Source organism: Streptomyces sp. NPDC111516, from assembly GCF_055635345.1.
In genome coordinates, this window is record NZ_JBVKBV010000010.1 from 117,053 (window position 1) to 136,004 (window position 18,952).

The 18,952-nt window shown below is 72.6% G+C and carries 14 protein-coding genes; 7 read left to right on the top strand and 7 right to left on the bottom strand.

Going from position 1 to position 18,952, the window contains the following annotated elements:
• Positions 1-31: 31 nt before the first annotated feature.
• From ACZ7L9_RS20655 to ACZ7L9_RS20685, 7 genes are all read right to left on the bottom strand, one after another.
• Complete coding sequence (locus tag ACZ7L9_RS20655) at positions 32-457, bottom strand: phage tail protein (protein ID WP_471416745.1); 426 nt, start codon at positions 455-457, stop codon at positions 32-34.
• 53 nt (positions 458-510) lie between these two features.
• Positions 511-999 carry a hypothetical protein gene (locus ACZ7L9_RS20660; protein WP_471416747.1) on the bottom strand — a complete coding sequence of 163 codons (489 nt, stop codon included), beginning with the start codon at positions 997-999 and terminating at the stop codon, positions 511-513.
• Positions 1,000-3,586: 2,587 nt separating this feature from the next.
• Positions 3,587-3,745, bottom strand: coding sequence for a DUF6760 family protein (locus ACZ7L9_RS20665; RefSeq protein WP_003966147.1), 159 nt, complete (start codon positions 3,743-3,745; stop codon positions 3,587-3,589).
• Complete coding sequence (locus tag ACZ7L9_RS20670; RefSeq protein WP_471416749.1) at positions 3,742-4,236, bottom strand: hypothetical protein; 495 nt, start codon at positions 4,234-4,236, stop codon at positions 3,742-3,744. Before ACZ7L9_RS20670 ends, ACZ7L9_RS20665 begins: the two co-directional genes overlap by 4 nt.
• Complete coding sequence (locus ACZ7L9_RS20675; RefSeq protein WP_351203218.1) at positions 4,233-4,673, bottom strand: phage tail protein; 441 nt, start codon at positions 4,671-4,673, stop codon at positions 4,233-4,235. Before ACZ7L9_RS20675 ends, ACZ7L9_RS20670 begins: the two co-directional genes overlap by 4 nt.
• 39 nt (positions 4,674-4,712) lie before the next feature.
• The gene (locus ACZ7L9_RS20680; protein WP_471416751.1) at positions 4,713-6,242 is read right to left on the bottom strand and encodes a phage tail sheath family protein; all 1,530 of its coding nucleotides are present in this window, start codon (positions 6,240-6,242) and stop codon (positions 4,713-4,715) included.
• Between the two features lie 853 nt (positions 6,243-7,095).
• Entirely contained in the window at positions 7,096-8,400 is a 1,305-nt protein-coding gene (locus ACZ7L9_RS20685) for a COG1470 family protein (RefSeq protein ID WP_471416946.1), read from the bottom strand.
• Between the two features lie 226 nt (positions 8,401-8,626).
• Here ACZ7L9_RS20685 and ACZ7L9_RS20690 point away from each other — a divergent pair, with 226 nt between their 5' ends.
• The 7 genes from ACZ7L9_RS20690 (at position 8,627) to ACZ7L9_RS20720 (ending at position 18,747) form a co-directional block, all read left to right on the top strand.
• Entirely contained in the window at positions 8,627-9,352 is a 726-nt protein-coding gene (locus ACZ7L9_RS20690; RefSeq protein ID WP_471416753.1) for a helix-turn-helix transcriptional regulator, read from the top strand.
• 204 nt (positions 9,353-9,556) lie between these two features.
• Positions 9,557-12,736, top strand: coding sequence for a hypothetical protein (locus ACZ7L9_RS20695; RefSeq protein WP_471416755.1), 3,180 nt, complete (start codon positions 9,557-9,559; stop codon positions 12,734-12,736).
• Positions 12,733-13,437: a Pvc16 family protein gene (locus ACZ7L9_RS20700; RefSeq protein ID WP_471416757.1), complete on the top strand. Its 705-nt coding sequence runs from the start codon at positions 12,733-12,735 to the stop codon at positions 13,435-13,437. Before ACZ7L9_RS20695 ends, ACZ7L9_RS20700 begins: the two co-directional genes overlap by 4 nt.
• Entirely contained in the window at positions 13,434-15,566 is a 2,133-nt protein-coding gene (locus tag ACZ7L9_RS20705) for an ATP-binding protein (RefSeq protein WP_471416760.1), read from the top strand. Before ACZ7L9_RS20700 ends, ACZ7L9_RS20705 begins: the two co-directional genes overlap by 4 nt.
• Before the next feature lie 409 nt (positions 15,567-15,975).
• Positions 15,976-17,931 (top strand): sensor histidine kinase, encoded by a 1,956-nt coding sequence (locus ACZ7L9_RS20710; RefSeq protein ID WP_471416762.1) that lies wholly within the window; start codon positions 15,976-15,978, stop codon positions 17,929-17,931.
• Between the two features lie 7 nt (positions 17,932-17,938).
• Positions 17,939-18,373: a roadblock/LC7 domain-containing protein gene (locus ACZ7L9_RS20715; RefSeq protein WP_471416764.1), complete on the top strand. Its 435-nt coding sequence runs from the start codon at positions 17,939-17,941 to the stop codon at positions 18,371-18,373.
• 2 nt (positions 18,374-18,375) lie between these two features.
• Positions 18,376-18,747, top strand: coding sequence for a DUF742 domain-containing protein (locus ACZ7L9_RS20720; protein ID WP_471416766.1), 372 nt, complete (start codon positions 18,376-18,378; stop codon positions 18,745-18,747).
• Positions 18,748-18,952: the final 205 nt, after the last annotated feature.

Below are 18,952 nucleotides of genomic sequence, written 5' to 3' on the forward strand. Positions count from 1 at the left end.
TGCGGGTGTCCGCAGGCAAACCGATGAACGCTCAGGAGGGCTCCAGGCCCTCGTGCGCGATCTCCAGCGTCTCGATCGCCGGCTGGGAGCTGGCGGGATCGAAGGAGGGGCCCTGCCAGCGCACCGGCACGATGCCCTGTACCTGCCAGCTGATGATGCGGCTGAGGTCGGGACGGAGCGCGACGATCTCGCCGTCCTTGCGCTCGACCCGCTGGATCGTGTCGTTCAGCCACCGTGCGATCTTGAGCGTGTCGACGGTCACCGGGCGGGTCAGCGTGATGTTGGTCCACGTAATCCGCCCCGGCAACTGCCAGGTGAAGCCGTTGTTGCCGCCCTCGGCGTACTGCTCCAGCTCCACCTCGGCACCCAGGCCCGAGCAGGTGTGGAAGGCACCCAGGTCGTTGCCTCCGATCACCAGCTTGAAGAACACGCTCGTTGCGAAGATGTTGTCCGTCATGTGCTTTTCTTCTTCTCTGCTGTTTCCCAGTGCGTTGCCGGGCGGGACCGTGGTCAGCGACGGCCGTCGTACAACCGGCCGGCGCGCTCCCGGCCCCGGCGCAGGTCCGCTCGGATCAGTCGGCTCACCGGATCGAGGAGGCGACGTGCCAGTTCCTCGATCTCCGCGCCGGTCACCCGGTGAGCGGCCGGAGCCGCCGAATCGGGCGGGCCGGCCGATCCGGTCCTCGCCGACGAACCGGCGGGCTTCACCGGGGCCGCCCTGACCGGAACGCCGGTGATCCCGGCTTCGGCCGCCGCGCGCTGCACGGCCCGGGCCGTGGGTCCCGGACCGCCCGCCCCGGCGGCCGGACCGGGGGCGGGACGCGGCGGCTGCGGCACCCGCACCGAGAGGGCCGGCGCTCCGCCCGGCACGGCGCCGTCTCCGGGCGCCGGACCGGTGATCGCGGGTCCGGCGGATTCGGGTCCCACCGGCATCGCCATCCGCTGCACCGCCAGGGCGGCCGGTCCCGGCCCGGCCGTCGCGGGTGGATGCGGGCGCACCACCGGAACCGGCCGAGCGGCGGACGGCGCGGACGCCCCGGAGGGGGACGCTGACGCATGCGGTACGGACGCTCCGGGGGAGGACGGTGACGCGTACGGGAGGGCCGGTGCGGGGGACGGCGGAGCGAGGACGCGGGCCGGGCGGGATTCCCCGTGATCCTGCGCCGGCGGGTGGGCGTCGAGCCGGGACGGCGTGGTCGGCCCACCACGCGCCGAACGCTGCACGAGCCGCAGGAGGGAGCCGCCGGCCGACGGCCCGCGACCCGTCCGGCCGGTACCGGTCGCGGTCCTCGCCCCGGCGTCGTCCGGTGCGAGGCGAGCGGGACCACCGGACGTCGTCCGGCCCGACGGTGCCCCGCTCCGAGGGGCCGCGGGCCCGAGGTTTCCGGAGACCGAGCGCTGGACGGTCCCGCCGAGTCCCGGCCCTTCGGGTGTTCGTCCCGCGCGCGCCGGCCGTTCGGGCACCGCTGCCCGGCCGTCCACCCGGAACCGGTGCGGCGGGGCGGGTGCGGCGGGCTCGGTGTGCGGGTGAGGGGCCGTCGGCAGGGGTGATGTACCGGATGACGGCCGGTGCTGTCCGGGCGACGCACTCCCGCGCCCTGGTGGCGACACGGCGGCCCCCGGCTGCGGTACGTCACGACGCCACGTGGCTGCCACGACCGGCCGGGCCGTGCCGCCGCCCGCCGTCGCCGCCGGAGCCGAGAAGCCCTCGGCCGAGCCGGTGCTGACCTTCAGCGACCTGCTCGGGAGCAGGGCACGCGACCGCTGGACGGCAGGTGCCTGTCCTCCGGCACCGCCGGAGGGTCCGTACGCGCCTGCCGGCGCCCGCTCCGGAGCGACCCTCCGGACACGTACCGGAGCCGAGGGAGCCGAAGGAGCCGAGGACGCGGAGGGAGAGGATCCAGTGGCGGGTGCGGTCGTGGGCGTACGGGCGTCCACCGCGCGCTGGACGGCCGCGGGGCCCGGTGCGGCCGAGGCGGGGGATCCGGACGCGGGGGACGAGAGCACCGGCATCCCGGCAGGCCCGTCCGGCCGCGTCGGTGTCCGTACGGGCCCGGCCGGTGCGGACGGCGGGGGAGCCGAGGGCTCACGCGCCGGCGTCGTGCCCTGCCCGGGGCCCATGGCTCCCGGGTGCGTCCGACGGCGGTCACCGAGCAGGGGAGCGTCGTCCCGGAGCCTGGCCGTCGAGGGGAGCGAGGGGAGCGGGGCGCCGATCCCGCCGCGGGTACGCCTCGGCGAGCCGGCCCTGTCGGGCGGTGGCGGCGCCGACGCCCCGACAGGCTCCGAGGGTTTCGACGGCTCGTGCCCGGCGGGCTTCCGAGGCTGTTTTGGCCCGGAGGACGAAGCCCGTCCCGGAGCCGGTGCCGACTGGAGGGGCGGGGACGACCGGGGCGGCTCCGCGGCGCCGGGACGCAGGGACGGCTGCGGGCGCGCGGACGGTGACGTCGCCTCCGGCGGACGTGCGGTCACCGGGTCTGGTGCCGCCGATGTCTGCCGCTGGAGTACGGGCATGCCCGGTTCGCGCTGCCCCGGCGGGCCGGAGGGTACGACCCCGCGCCGCCCCGCCGGGTCGGCGGGCACGGCCCCGGAGGGCAGTTCCCGCAGCGGCTTGCCCAGGGCGGGCCGCACCGTCGTGACGTCGGGAGGTCCGGCGGAGCTGTCCGGTGCCGGTGCTGGCAGGGTGTCGGGAGCGGGGGCGGTGGCATCCGCGCCGGGGCCGCCCGGCCGATCGGACGTGATCCGCCGCACGGCGCCGTCGCCGGTGACGGGGGCGGACGGTGCGGATCCCGTGGCCGGCGGAATTCCGGTGATGTGCCGCAGCGGCAGCCCCGGGCGCCGGGCGACGATCAGCGGCGGAGCGGTCCGCCGGGGGCGCACCGCAGCGGGCCGGGTGCGCCGGGGTGCGGCCGGTGCCGGTACGGCGCCCTCGGCACGCTGCGATGCCGATGCCGATGCCGATGCCGGAGCAGGTTCCGGGCCTTCGGCCGATGCCGCACTCTTCGTCGGGGGTGTCCCCGACGTGGCCTCGGGGGCGGTTGCGCCGCTCCCGAGGGCAGCCCGTCCCGGTGTCCCCCGACCGGAGGAGGCGGGAGGCACCGGAGCGTTCGACCGCTGGACGGCCGCCGGGCCCTGCCTCCCACCGGTGGCTCCCCGGCCGACCGAGCCGCCCGCCGCGGGTTCGGCGCTCCCGTCCGCACCGGGCCGGGCGGCGCGCAGGAGCAGCGGTCCACCGGCGGACACCGCACGCGCGCCCGCGGGGCGGGTGACCCCGCGGATGAGGCCCACCGGCGCGGACGGCATCACGGCATGGCCGAGATCGCCGCCGAACGCGACGTTCTGCCACGAGGCGAGGCCGGACCTGAACCGCAGCCCGTCACTCACCCCGATCGAGGACCGGGCAACGGTCACCGCCGGCGGCGCGACCTGCCGCCAGCCGCCGTCCCAGTCACCGTCCCGCCGATCGGTCCGGTCGGCGCCCGAGTCGGTCCCGGTCGCCGGCCCGGCACCGGCTTCGTCCCCGCCCCGGGAGGGGGCGTCGGACCGCATCCGGTCCGCTCGGCGGAACCAGTTGCCGAACCCCATACGATCACCCGCCTTCGTTGACGCGGGTGTTGATCCGCGCTATCTCCCGGACCCACTGCTGACGCTCGCCGTGGGTGAGATCGAGAATGTCCTCACGCTGCCAATGGAAGTGGTAGGCGACGTACGCGATCTCCTCCCGCAGGCGGGGAAGCGCGTACGTCACGATTCCCCCAGGCGCCCACCCGAGAGATCCACCTCGAACGAGCCGTGGCACAAGGGACACGTCACCGCGGCGTGCGTGTGGCCCTCGCTGTTGATCCGCCGGTAGAAGTCCTGCAGGAACGCCACGTCGGTGGCGTACATCCGCTCGACCACCCCGGCGTGCACATCGGTGATGGTGCCGAGCCGGGTGATCACCTGGCTCAGCAGAACCACGCTCAGGTACGCCGGGTTCTCCTTCACCCGCAGGTCGATCTGCGGGCGCAGCTCGTCCCGTGCCGTCGCGAGCCGCATCGAGCCCTGTCGGTGCACCTGGCCCTCGTCGTCGACGTAACCGCGCGGCAGCTCGAACTCGAACTCCGTCCGCAGGTCCTGGCGTTCCCGTTCGCGCGCAGCAGGCGGCGCGGAGGCCTCCTCGCGTGCGGCGGACGGGGCGGGCGCGAGGGGGGCGAGGACTTCGTCGAGTCCGCCCGACGTAACGGTCCTGCGCCTCATTCGACCACGATCTCCTCGAAGGTGATGGTGACCGTCTCGGTGGCCGCGCTGGACTCGCCGGCCTTCAGCGACGGGCCCTCCCACTTGCTGGCCCAGCCCTGCATCAGCTGGATGCGCCGGACCGTGTCGCCCTTCGAGTCCTTGATCTCGATGGTGAGGTTCTGGCGCGCGGTGTCGACGGCCCCCTTGTTGAGGGTCTCCTTGATCCAGTTGGTGAACTCGCTGCTCTTGTCGATCCCGCGGGTGATCGTCACCTCACCCGCCTGGCGGGCGCCGGGCTGCTTGCGGATGATCTGCTTGCCCTCGGCGGTCACCTGACGGACCTCGACGACTTCCTCCTCGACGGTCAGACCGCTGACCTCCTGGATCGACTCGACGAGATAGCCGCCGAGCTGCACGCCGAAGACGTGGGTGGAAAGAGCGTCGCCCTCTGCCATGACTCTGTGTCACCTGTTCCGTTTGCGGACCCTGCCGGGTCACTCGTTGACGAGGCTGGTGCTGTCGGAGAACTGCGCGAGGCGGAAGACCACGAACTCCGCGGGCTTCACCGGCGCCACGCCGATCTCGCACACGACCTGGCCGAGGTCGATCGACTCCTGCGGATTGTTTTCGCGGTCGCACTTGACGTAGAACGCTTCCTCGGCCGTGCGGCCGAAGAGAGCGCCCCGGCGCCATTCCTCGGTGAGGAAGGCGGTCACGTTGCGCCGGATGCTCGACCACAGGCGGTCGTCGTTCGGTTCGAACACCACCCACTGGGTGCCCAGGAGGATCGACTCCTCCAGGTAGTTGAAGAGACGGCGCACATTGAGGTAGCGCCAGGCGGGGTCGGACGAGAGCGTGCGGGCGCCCCAGATCCGGATGCCGCGGCCGGGGAAGGCGCGCACGCAGTTGACGCCGATCGGGTTCAGCAGGTCCTGCTCGCCCTTGCTGAGACGGATCTCCAGGTCCAGCGCGCCGCGGATGACCTCGTTGGCGGGGGCCTTGTGCACGCCGCGCTCGCCGTCGCTGCGCGCCCACACGCCGGCGACGTGACCGCTCGGCGGCATCAGGGAGTTGCGGCCGGCCGCCGGGTCGAAGACGTTGATCCACGGGTAGTACACGGTCGCGTAGCGCGAATCGAATCCGGTGTCGTCGTTGCGCCAGGTACGGACCCGCTGCGCGCCCATGCCCGGCGGAGTGTCCAGCACGGCGACCCGGTCGCCCATCTGCTCGCAGTGCGAGATCAGCGCAAGCTGGACGGTCTTGACGCCCTCGGCGTCGATGTCCCCGCGCTGGTGGGCACTCATCAGGTCCGGAACGGCGACCATGGTGATCTCGTCGATCGCTTCGAGCCCCGCGAGCCCCGTGCGCTCCGAGGCGTCCCCGACGAACTCGGCCGGGTCGATGCGCGCGGCACCGGCCCCCGGGCCGGCAGCGGCGGGTGAGAGTGGGACGATCTGGTTCTCGGGGCGGCTCTGGGCCGTGCCGGGCTGCTCGACGACATCGACCAGCTTGGACTGGCGGGCCTGGGTGACCAGGTAGCCCTTGACGCTCTTGCGGGTGGAGACGTCGAAGGTCTCCACCACCTTGCCGGCCTGCCGCACCAGCAGCCGGAACCTGTCCTCCGGAGGCTTCTCCCCCTCGGCGTCGGCGACCTCCACCGAGAGGTCGCCACCCGTACCGGGCCGTGCGGACACCAGGAAGCCCCCGAGAGCGGCGGACGGAGCCGCCACGGTGACGGATCCGTCCACCGAGTCCTGCGCGGGGCCGCCCACGCGCACGACGTAGACCGCGCCGCCGCCGTTGGCGAAGTATCCGTGGACCGCGAGCGTCAGGTATGTGTCGGGCGCGTAGGTGCCGAAGGTCTGGACGTACTGGTCCCAGCTGGTCACCAGCGTCGGCCGGTGGAAGGGGCCGGTCTCCGCGAAACCGACGAAGGCTGCGACCGCCGTGCCGACGCCCTCGATGGGCCGTGCTCCGGACTGCACCTCCTCCACGTATACACCGGGGGTGAGGTACGACGGCATGCTCGCTCCTTCGGGTGGTCATCCGGTCGACGCCCAGTCTTGTCGGGCCGCCCCGACGGGCAGTAGGCCTCGGAGTCCTGGACACGGGGCAAGGACGCTGCCTTTCCAGGCACCCGGGCGACGGGGAATTCTTCCCCGCGCGGACGTTCGCGGCAGGCTTCCCGAGCCCGGCCCGAAGCAACTCTTCTGGTTCATTCGGCGAACGCGCGATGAACGCAGGTGTTACGAAAGGTGTATGGCGGTTCGTCGGCGCTCTGGTCGGCGGAAGTGCGGATGCCCGGACGCGGTGAATGACGGTGAATGAAGGCATGCGAGGCCAGCCCCTGCCGGGGCTCCCGGAACCGTTCGTGAACGTCCGTGCCGACGGCCGTCCCGTCATCCCCGGTGGGCGCGCGAGCGCGGCTGCGGCACATCGCCGCCTTTGTCGATGGCGCCCGCACACGCCCCGATGCGAACGCCCCTCCGTCGTGCCATGCGCCATCCGACGATGCCCGCCGCCTCCACGGCTGGCGGGACGGCCCGTGGTCGGAGCCCGATCGTGGGGTGATCACTATCGGCCAGAATGAGCCGCGCTCGATCGGTCGACCGACCGGCCCCTCGCGGTCGGAGGAGCCCGGCGGACCGCACCGGCGCCCGTGCGATGCCCTGCCCGGAAGGCGGCGGGAGGGGGCGGCGGGCATACGAACACCGGACGTTCTTCGCCCGCCGCCGGTTTCGCGGGGTGTCGCGGGTCCGCATCATCGGGGCGTGCGGGGAAAGGGTTTCGCCAACCACCGGCAAGCCGGGTTTCCCCGGGCCGGAATTTCTGCTGTTCTCGTGCCGCCCGGGGGAGCGGGAGGCCCGGCGCTTTGGTCTACGGTGCGAGGTCGCTCAGTATGCCGCTGACATTGAGTACCTGGTGGCATCCGGATGCTTGCGTTCCGGTAGCTGGAGTGCCCGGTTTGTCGCATGTCACGGAAGCGGTGACCGCGGCGTTCTCCGGAATCTGGATGGGGGTGACCCAGTGATAGTCCTGGTTGCGGAAGGTCTCGAGGGCGATGGTGGTGATTTTCCGGTTCCCGAACGTGATGGTCAGCACCCCTTCGTCGCCCTGGAAGTTCGCCACCACGATGTCCGTGACGCCGAACACCTTTCCCCTGGGCACCAGGTACGTCCCCTTCTTCTCGGCCCCGGCGCCGGTCTGCACGTCGATCGTCTCCGACATCTGCTGGTTGCCGCCGGCGCCCGTGCCCGTCGTCGAGCCGGAACCGCCCGAGCCGGATCCGCCGGGCCCGGTGGACGGGCCGGGACGGGTCCCCTGGCCGCCGTCCTGCCCCTGACCGCCGGCCGGATCGCCCGAGCCACCGGCCGAAGTCGCGCCCTGCTGACCGTTGTCCGGCCTCTTCTTCTCCGCGGCCTCGGACACCGCCTGTTTCGCGGTGCTCCGCACCGCGGGCCGGACCAGCGCGAACCACGCGATCAGCAGTGCGAGCAGCGCGGCCAGCACGATCAGCAACCACTTGGGCAGTACCGGCAGTTGCGCGAACTCGCCGGACAGCGTCTCCGGCCCGCGGGGCTGCTCGCCCTCGGCCTGCCGTTCGGCTCTCTCGGCGGCCTCGACCTCGAACGGCCAGGTGGCCGGCTTGCCGAACCAGATCAGCTTCCGGGCCCGTACCCGCAGGCCCATCTCGGCGGACTCGCCCGGTTCCAGGCGCCGTTGGCCCGGAGAGAAGGCCAGACGGAGTTCCTCCCCGGCCTGCGTTCCGGTGAGCGCGACGTCGACCGGGGTGTTCCCCCTGTTCTGCACCGAGGTCCGGAACCGGGCGCCCAGCCAGCCGCGGCGCCGTCGGGGATCCAGGTGGGCCCGGAGCTCGTGGAAGGGCTCGACGACCACCGCGGCCTCGGGGACCGCTACCGACTCGGGACGCTCCGCGGGCAGGACACGTACCCCCAGGGGCGTCTCTCCGGCCCGGACCTCGGGGGAGCGGGGCGGCGCGAGCCGCACGGTCACCACCTCGGAAGTGCCCGGATAGAGCGAGACACGCGCCGGCTCCACGGTGCTCCACGCGGCGCAGTCGCCGACCACTTCGAGCGTGTAGGCCTCGACGATGTCGCCGTCGTTGCGCACGGTCAGGGCCGTCGTCGCCTCGGCGCCGGGCGACACCGTCACCGTGGACATTTCGAATTCGGCAGATGTGGTCACGATGCGACGTTAAGCCGCGGACACGGTGGCACAGCAGGGACGCGAGGGCAACAAACGGGCAGGGCTTGTGCCCCGACGGCCCAACAGCACGGTGTCCCCGAGCCCCTTTCCCGGGCCAGGTCCCCCTGACGGAACCCGGCGTGAACGGGAAAGGCAACCGGCATTTCGAGCAGCAGCACATGAGGAAGACGAGCACAGAACGATGACGACGACAGACGTGAAGAACGGAGCGGCGGCGCGCGGGCAGTTCCGCAGGTCCACTGCTTCGGAACGCTCCGCCCAGCGCAGCGCGAGGAAGGCCCCGTTGGGCAGAGTCTCCGTAGCGGTGTACGCGGAGGATCTGATCCTTCAGACCGGCGTGATCCACCAGTTGCGCCCGCGTCCCGAGATAGAACTGACAGCGGAGTCCGAGGCCGACCGGGCCCAGGTCTCCTTAGTGGTGGTGGACATGGTGGACGAGCCCACCGTCCGGCTCCTGTCCCGTCTCCAGCGCAACACCGCGACCCGCACCGGACTCGTTGTCGGCTTCTTCGAATCGGGCGCGCTCCAGACCCTGATCGAGTGCGGTGTGGCCGCCGTGCTCAGGCGCGGGGAGGCCGACCAGGACCGTCTCGTCCACCTGGTGACGGCGATAGCCAACGGTGAAGGCGTACTTCCGGGCGATCTGCTCGGAAAGCTCCTCGACCACGTCAGCAGCCTCCAGCGCGCGGTCCTCGACCCCCGGGGGCTCTCGCTCTCCACCCTCACGGCACGGGAGGCGGAGATGATCCGGCTGGTGTCGGAGGGCTTCGGCACGGCGGAGATCGCGCAGAAGACCTCGTACTCCGAACGCACCGTCAAGAACGTGCTGCACGAGATGGCGACGCGGCTCGAACTGCGCAACCGGGCGCACGCCGTCGGCTACGCCATGCGGCACGGACTCATCTGAGTCCTGACTCGTGCTCCCGTGCGGACGGCGTGCCGACGCCGCCGCACGGGAGCACGCCGGTGTTCCCGGAGAGGGGAGCCGGAGAGGCGGACGCAAAGGGCAGCGGCTCCTTCCCCCAATCCGGGTACTCGGGGCCTGTTCCCGGCCCCGGGCGAGCGGGATGCTGGTGAGGGGAGCGTCATCAACCAGACTGTGAGGTGGGCCGTGACCGGCACTGCTGGCCCGGCGGGGCAAACCCGGCTGCACCGACTGGCGGGCGCGGTGGTGCTGTTGGCACCGCTGCTGGTGGCGGGCTCCGCATCCGCGCCGCAGGGTGCTCCGAGACTCGCCGCCGCGGCGGACGAGGCCCCGGTCGACGGCGGGCGCATCACCTACGCCGGGACCGAGCACCGCAGCCTCGGCCGGGTCACCCATACGTCCACCACCGAGCCGCTGTTCGGGACCGGACCGGCCCACTACGACCAGGACCCGTTCGTGCGTGGCGACTTGATGGTCTTCACCAGCCTGCGCGACAGTGCACGGCCGCAGGTGTACGTGCGCGAGGCGGACGGAGCGGTACGCAAGCTCACCAGCGACCGGGACGCCGCGCACCCCGAACTCTCCCCGGACGGACGGACCGTGGTGTTCGACTCCGCAGAGCGGGGGCCGGACGGCTTGGTCCAGCGCGAGCTGTGGACCGTCGGCGTCGACGGCACCGGCGTGCGGCGGCTGACGGACACTCGCAACAACGAGACCTCCCCGACCTTCTCCCCGGACGGCACGCGCATCGCGTACTCCTGCGACTCCGGCCCCGGAGGTACCGGGCTCATCTACGAACGGGCCGTCTCCGGCGGCTCGGCAAGGGTCATCAACGAAGAGGCCGGTGACGCGACCGAACCGGCGTGGAATCCGGTGGACGACGACGCCCACCGCGCCCAGGTCGCGTACACCCTCACCGCGAAGGCCGGCGCGCAGCCGCAGCTGAGGGTGACCGAGGGCCGCCCCGGCACCGATCGCCCGCTGCTCGCCGGTGCCCATGTCGGCTGGCGCGCCCGCTCGGCCGCCTGGCTGGCGGACGGGAAGGGCCTGCTCTTCCTCGGCCCCGGAGCCCCCTGCGGGTGCGAATACGACCGTGTCTACCGGACGACCGCCTTCGACCCGACCGAGCCGTCGATCGAACTCGACGAGGACCGCGCGGTCGAAGCGCCCACCTGGACCGGCCCCCTGGACACCGGGGCCGTCATCGTGACCCGGCGAACGCCGCGCGATGCGGTCGACGTGACGCTCCAGGACGTCCGGCAGGACGGTTCCGACCCGCGAGACCTCGGGCTCCTCATCCTGCGGGAGGACCCCGACGCCGCTACCAACACCGACCCCGACAAGGACCCGCTGTTCAACCCGCAGGCCCCGTACGACCCGTGGACCGAGCGGCAGAGCTACACACCGGACGGCCGCCGCATCGTCGTGACCCGCTTCGAGGGTCCGGAAGACGCACGCTTCGAGCGGATCTGGCTGGCCGACGCCGACGGCACCCACGAGAAGGCGATGCCGCTCGCCGGACGCGGTCCCCGTGATTGGGACACCGACGCCGCGTTCTCGCCGGACGGCACCAAGCTGGCGTTCACCAGGACCTCGCCCGGCGGGGTCGGCGAGAAAGCGGGACCGAGCAGCATCCTCATCGCGGACGTCGCCACGGGCGCGATCACCGGCAAGGTCGTTCCACCGTCGGGGCAGCTGGCGGGGCAGGACGCGCAGCCGGCCTGGTCGCCGGACGGCACCACCCTCGCCTTCACCCGCAACCATGTGATCCGGGGTCTGGGCGGCATCAAGCACATCTGGACCGTGCCGATGGCCGCGCTCGACCAGCAGCGGGACCTCAGCGCCACGATCTGCCCCGGTGAGTGCAAGAAGATAGACGACAGCCCCGCCTTCTCCCCCGACGGCACCACCATCGCCTTCAACCGGAAGGACGGCGGCAACGACCAGGGCAGCGGGCGCGGCGGCATCGTGGTCACCTCGGTGAACGGTGACGAGTGCCGGGTGGTGCTCCCGTCCGCCCAGCGCGACAACCCCGACGCCTGCCACCAGGACCTCCCGGACACCTCAACGACCGGCCCCTTCCAGCCCCGTGACGTGGCCTGGTCGCCGGACGGCGGGCGGCTGGTGATGAGTTCGCGCCGGGCGTCGGGACCGGGCTCCTCGGAGCAGCTGTCCGTGCTGGACCTCTCCTCCGGCACCCTGACGCCGTTCGGCGAGCGGCTGACCGGGCGGCAGAAGGAGCCGGCCTTCCAGCAGTCGGTCGACCTGTCGCTGACCGCGCCGCCCACCGGACCCGCGGTGGAGGTCGGGTCCTCCGCTTCGGTGACGGTCACCGTCACCGACCGGGGCCCCGCGCACTCGCCCGGCACCATGTTCACCGTCGACCCGCCGTCCGGCGTGCGCCTGGAGGACATCACCACCCCGACCGGGTCCTGCTCCACCGGGTCGCCGCAGTGCGACCTGGGCGTGCTCCGGCCCGGGGAGAGCGTGGACGTCACCGTCCGGCTGACCGGGGTGACCACGGGGGATCAGCGGGTCGGCTGGTCGGTCACCGGCGCCGTACTGGACCCGAACCCCACGGACAACGCCACCGGGACCGTCGTCCCGGTCCGGGACGCGGCGGCGCCCACCCCCACCCCGACCCCAACGACCTCGCCGCCCCGGCCCCCGGCCCCCCCGACCTCGCCGCCCCGGCCCCCGGCGCCCCTGCCGCCCGAGCCCGAGGCGGGACCCGGCGTCGCCGTGCGGGCCCAGCCCAGCCCCGGCTTCGTCGGCGGCCGGGTGGTGGTGACGTACACCGTGCGCAACGGACGGAACGCCCTCGCCACCGGCCTGCGGCTGAAGCTCGGCCTGCCCGCACGCATCCCGGCGGGCCCGCTTCCGGCGGGCTGCACGTCCGGGGTGTGCACGCTGCCCGACCTGGCTCCGGGAGCCTCCACGGTGGTCCGGGTCGTGCTCGTGCCCGACCGGGCACTGAGGACGACCATCACCGGCACGCTGACCACGACCGGTACCGACGCCGACACCCGCGACAACGTCGCCAGGACCCCACTGCGCATTCTCCAGCCCCGCATCGTCGCGGTGCCCGCCGTCGGCAAACCGGGGTTCGTCACCTCCGTGCGGGGCAAGGACTTCCCGCCAGGGGCCCCGGTGAGGCTCACCTGGAAACCGGGGATCACGGCGACCGCACCGCCCACCGTCCCGCGCGCGGACCGTACGTTCATTGCGCAACTGCTGATCCTGGTGAAGGACCGGACGGGACCGCGCACCATCACCGCCACGGGACCCGGGTTCAGCCCGGTCACCACATCCTTCCTGGTGGTCGGCGGCACCATCGTCCCGCCGGACGAGGTGGGGCGCCGGTGATCCACGAAGTCGACGAGGGACTGCGGCTGTTGCTGGTCGAAGCGGGTCTCCAGGAGAGCGGTGTAGACCTGGTCTTCGACGCGCCGACGAAGGAATGGTCCGCTCGGCGCAACGCACCCACGGTCAGCGTCTTCCTGCACGGCATCCGCGAGGACGCGACCCGGCGCCGCACGGGCACCGCCGACGAGCACGACGACCGGGGAATGGTGGTCGGCTGGCGGACCCCGCCGCGCTGGTTCGAGCTGACCTACCTGGTGACCGCCTGGACCAACCGTCCGCAGGACGAACACCGGCTGCTCTCCGAGGTGTTGCGCTGCCTCGTACGATCGGACGTGCTGCCGGCCCGGATGCTCACCGGCAGCCTCGCCGAACTGGGGCTGACCGTGGAGATCGAGGCGGCGGGCTCGGGCACCGACCGGCAGGCCACCGCCGACGTGTGGTCCGCGCTCGGCGGCGAGCTCAAGGCCGCGATCGACCTGCGGGTGCGGGCACCGCTGGCAGGCGAACGGACGTCCGCCGGCCCGCCGGTCACCGAAGGGCTGGTGGTGCGGGCCGCGCCCGCACGGGACGGCGACGGGGCGGGCCCGGGGCGCCGGCTGCGCTACGACGGGGCGTCCGATCCCGGTGAGCAGGGCTTCGCCGCGGAACGCGAACGGCAATTGCCGCCCGGTCGGCGCAGGCGCGGGAGTGCGGCTCGATGACCACGGCACAGGGCATCGGGACCGCCCGTGAACTGCCCGACGCCCCGACGGCCGTCGAGGAACTCTGGGAGCGGTTGATCCACGTCGAGCAGCGGGTCAGGAACGCCGTCGCGGTCCGGCGGGCCGCCGACCCGCAACCGGACGATCCCTACCGGGGGCAGTACCTCACCCCCGAGGGGGCCGAACGGATCCTGGCGGCCCGCGACGCGTTCGGGCCCGTACCGGAGTACGCGTCCGAGCCTTCGCCGCATCCGCGGTCCGGGAGCAGGCTCCGCCGGCTTGCCGAGGACTTCGGTCTGACACCGCTCGACGTCGACCTGCTGATGGTCGCGATGGCGCCGGACATCGACATCCGGTTCGAGCGGCTCTACGGCTACCTCAACGACGACCTCAACCGGCGCAGGCCGACCATCGGCCTGGCACTCGAACTCTGCGGAATGCCTGCCGCGAGCTCCGGCCGCTTCCGGTTCTCGCCGTCCGCCCCGCTGGTCGCGGGCGGACTGCTGACGGTCCTGGAGGCCGACCGTCCGCTGCTCTCACGGGTGCTGCGGGTGCCGGACCGGGTCACCGCCCACCTGCTCGGCGACGACGAACCCGACGGGAGGCTGCGCGGACTGGTCCGGGTGGCCGGTCCCGAGGACGAGCCGGACCCGGAGCCCCAGGCAACGCGGGTCGCGGCGGCGCTGGGCACGGGCAGCGGCCTGGTGCATCTGCTGGACCGGGGAGGCGACCCCGGCGGACTTGCCGTGCGGGCGTTGCTCGCCGCGGGACGGCGCCCGCTGCTGGTCGACGTCGCGGCGCTCGTCGGCGTCCCGCAAGCGGCGGAGCTCGTCCGGACCCTGGCGGCCGAGGCCCGGCTGAGCGGAGGCGGTGTCGTCCTCGGGCCGATCGAAGGGCTCGCGCCCGAGCGCCCCGAGGGAGCCGGACTGCTCGGCAGCCTCTGCGCGGCGGTCAGCGGCACGCCGCTGATCGCGTACGGGAAGAAGGACTGGGACCCCCGCTGGAGCAGGGAGAGCCCTGTTCCGGTCCGTGTCCTGCCCGCCGGTCCCGCAGGCGCGGCGCGGCAGTGGAGCCGGGCGCTCGCCGCGGCCGGCACCGCGGTCGGGCTGTCTCCCGAGAACGTGCGGGCAGCCGGGGAACTCGCGGCGGCCGTCACGTCCTACCGACTCGACTCCGAGCAACTGCGCAGGGCCGCCACCGTCGCCTCCCGGCTGGCGGCCGCGCATGGGCGTCCGGTGGACCCGATGGACCTGCGCAGGGCGGTCCGGGCCCAGAACGGCGCGGGGCTCGAACGGCTCGCCCGCCGCATCGAGCCGACCGTGGGCTGGGACGACCTCGTCCTGCCCGCCGCGACCCGCCGGCAGCTGTCCGAACTCGCCCTGCGCGCACGCCACCGCGAGCAGGTGCTCGGCCAGTGGCGGATGCGGCCCGGCGGAGGCCGGGGGCGAGGGGTCATCGCGTTGTTCGCCGGCGAGTCGGGCACCGGGAAGACCATGTCCGCCGAAGTGGTGGCCTCGGAGCTCGGCATGGACCTCTACGTCGTGGACCTGTCCATCGTGGTGGACAAGTACATCGGCGAGACCGAGAAGAACCTCGAAAGAATCTTTGTCGAGGCGGCGGAAGTCAACGGCATCCTGCTGTTCGACGAGGCGGACGCCATCTTCGGGAAGCGTTCGCAGGTCAAAGACGCTCAGGACCGCCACGCCAACGTGGAGTCGGCCTATCTGCTGCAGCGGATCGAATCCTTCGACGGGATCGCGGTGCTCACCACCAACTTGCGGGCCAATCTCGACGAGGCTTTCACCCGCCGCCTCGACGTGATCGCGGAGTTCCCCATGCCGGACGCCCAGCAGCGACTGGCCCTGTGGGACCGCTGCCTCGGGACAGCGATCCCGCGCGACGCGGACCTCGACCTGGAATTCTGTGCGCGACGCTTCGAGCTGGCAGGAGGATCGATCCGCGCCTGCGCGGTGACCGCCGCGTATCAGGCGGCGGAATCGGGGGGACCGCTCGGTATGGAGCAGATCGTCTCGGCCGTGCTCCAGGAGTACCGCAAACTCGGCCGGCTGGTCATGGAGAGCGAGTTCGGCCCTTGGCTGGACCGTGCGCAGGGACGCGGCGGGGGATAGGACGGCAAGCCGCGGGCACCCTCGCCGCGGTGGGGGACGCGGACAACCGAACCCGCGGAATATGCGGAACATTCTGACGGCTCGGCCCGTCCGGTACGACCGGACGGGCCGAGCCGTTCCCTGCGCTCAGAAGTCGCTGCCGTAGGCCGTTCGGGTGCCTGCCGACCAGATGTCAATGCGGCGTAATCGGTCTCTCGTGCGGGAGCTCATGCCAAAGCGGGACGAATGGTGGGCAAGTTCGACAACTGCCCGTCGCACCTGCGTGATGGACGACTACCGTGTGTGTCCGGCGATCAACGGTGGGCTCATGTCTTGCGAGCCTGCCGGACCGATGAACCGAGCCTGACCAAAACCGTAGGTGCCACCGCATGAACGCCGATTCCTGGTGCGCCACGTACCGAGGACACTGATGTCTCAACTTCGCGCACCCCAAGCGCGACCGGAACGCCGAGAGGGCGGACGGCACGGCCGACCGGGTGCCCGTTCCCACTCGGCCACGGCCAGGCCGCGCGCCGCCCAGCCATCCCCCGAGGCGCGCATAAGCCCCCAACTCCTGCGCGCCGCGGTGCTGCCGGCCGTCGCCGCGGCGCTGAGCGGAGCCGCAGCGGTCGTCTTCACCGTTCGTTCCACCGGAGCCCGGCCGTCCACCGAACTGTGGATCGCTCTGGGCGGGGCCGGTGCGCTGGCCCTCGCCGCCGTGCTGGCCGCGTATCTCGCGGCCAACCGCGTCGCCACCACCGTCTTCGGCCGCTGCCTGGCGCTCCGCCGCGCCAGCGCCCACGGCCAGGCCGAACTGCACCGGGTGGTGGAACAGCTCCGTAACGGCGAGCCCGTGCCCGCACGGCGGCCCGCGCCGCCCGCCGTTCCCGGCAGCGACGCCTTCGAGCTGCTCGCGCAGGAACTCGGCCGCCATCAGGAAGTCGCCGTGGCCGCGGTCGTGCAGGTGTCCCGTCTCTCCGACCACACCGGCGAGGACCAGAAGGTCGAGGTCTTCGTCAACCTCGCCCGCCGGCTCCAGTCGCTCGTCCACCGCGAGATCCAGCTGCTCGACGAGCTGGAGCACGAGGTCGAGGACCCCGATCTGCTCAAGGGCCTTTTCCACGTCGACCATCTCGCCACCCGCATCCGCAGGCACGCGGAGAATCTCGCGGTGCTCGGTGGCGCCGTTTCCCGGCGGCAGTGGAGCAACCCCGTCACCATGACCGAGGTCCTGCGCTCGGCGATCGCCGAGGTCGAGCAGTACCCGCGGGTCAAACTGGTACCGCCGATCGACGGCACACTGCGCGGACACGCCGTCGCCGATGTGATCCATCTGCTGGCCGAACTGGTCGAGAACGCCACGGTGTTCTCAACCCCGCACACCCAAGTGCTGCTGCGTGCCCAGCAGGTCACCGCAGGGCTGGCCCTGGAGGTCGAGGACCGGGGCCTCGGCATGCCCGGAAGCGAGCAGCAGCGGATGAACGCCCTGCTCGCCGACCCCGACCAGGTCAACGTGGCCGATCTGCTCCAGGACGGCCGGATCGGCCTGTTCGTCGTCGCGTCACTGGCCCGGCGGCACGGCATCGCGGTCCGGCTGCAGAGCAACATCTACGGCGGCACGCAGGCCGTACTCGTCCTCCCCCGGTCCCTCCTGGGCCTGGACGGTGACGTTCCGGCCGGGGGCGACGCGGCCCCGGTACCGCCCCCCGGTCCCGTGCATCGGCCACCGGTCGAGGACGCCACCGGCGGCCACCGCAGGACGAACGCGGACCGGGGCCTGGGTCCCGCGCCGAGTCCACGGCCCAGCACCAACCGCCAGCCCTACGTCCCCAGCCAGCCGCTGCGCCTGCATCAGCCGGCCCAGCAGGCAGCACGCCAGGGCGAAGCCCCACCGCTCCCGCTGCGCGCGGAGCGCCTCGACCGCCCCGCCCGGGCCGATGCCGGTCCTGGGAACCGGGGCACCGACGACGTACCCGGGGCACTTCACCCGGAGCCCGGCGTGGTACGCGGCACCATGGGCCGGCCCCAACTGCCGAGGCGGGCCAACCAGGAGCACCTCGTCCCACAGCTCAGGGAGGCACCGGCCCCACGCAGCGAGGACGAACACGCCCTGCACGACCCGGGACTCATGGCGGCCTTCCGACGCGGCATCGAACTCGCGGAGGCCCGTACCGAATCCGAGGCGGACACCGCCCAGGCGGCGGACACGAGCCCCGGAACGGCGCCTGCCCCGCAGGCCCGGCAGCCCCGGGCCCCGCTCGAACCGCTGCCGGTACGCGGAGTCACGGCAACCGTCGCCCCGTACCCCCAGGCCCAGGCCCAGGTCCCGGACACGAACGCGCCCGGGACCAGCGACCCCCTCGAAACGAACACCTCGAAGGAGTAGATGCACCATGGCGACCGATATGCCGTCCGGTCAGGTCTCGGACCTCGACTGGCTGCTGAGCGGACTGGTCCAGCGCGTCCCGTACACACGCAGCGCAGTCCTTCTCTCCGCCGACGGGCTGGTGAAATCCCTCCACGGCATGGACGCCGACAGCGCCGACCACATGGCGGCGCTGGCCGCCGGCCTGTACTCGCTCGGCCGCAGCGCCGGCGCGCGCTTCGGTGACAGCGGCGACGTACGCCAGGTGGTCGTCGAGCTCGACTCGACGCTGTTGTTCGTCTCCACCGCGGGCTCGGGCACCTGCCTCGCCGTTCTCGCCGGCCGTGAGGCGGACGCGGCGGTGCTGGGCTACGAGATGACGATGCTGGTCAGGAGCGTCCGGCCCTACCTGATGACTCCGGCAAGACAGGCGGCCGGGGTCCCGAGCACCACGGGGCTGTGAGGGTGTCGGTTCCGCAGGACGCGCCGTTGCTCGACGACGCGGCCGGCCGGCTCGTCCGCCCGTACACCGTGAGTGACGGCCGGACCCGTCCGACGGCCGTGCTCGATCTGCTCTCCCTGGTGATGGCCACGGGGAACGAGCCACAGGTCCACCTCGGTCCGGAACACTCCGTCGCGCTGGGGCTGTGCGGCGGCCCCACCTCGGTGGCCGAGATCGCCGCCCATCTGCGGCTGCCCGCAGTCGTCACCAAGGTGCTCGTCTCCGACCTGGTGGACTGCGGAGCAGTCACCGCGCACCCGCCCGCCTTCCATGACATGCCCACCGACCGATCTCTGCTGGAGGCAGTGCTCGATGGCTTACGACGACAGCTCTGACGGCTTCGGCAGCCCAGCCGCGTACCAGAACAGCGCACGCCCCGAAGGCTTCGGAGGTCTCGGAAGCCATGGAGACCCAGGAAGCCACGGGAGCCATGGAAACCACGGTTGTCCGGAAGGCTATGGCGGCTCCGGCGCTGCGTACGGCTCCGGCGGTTCCCATGACGAAGGCGGCGGGTATGACTCCGCCGGGTCCGACGCCTCC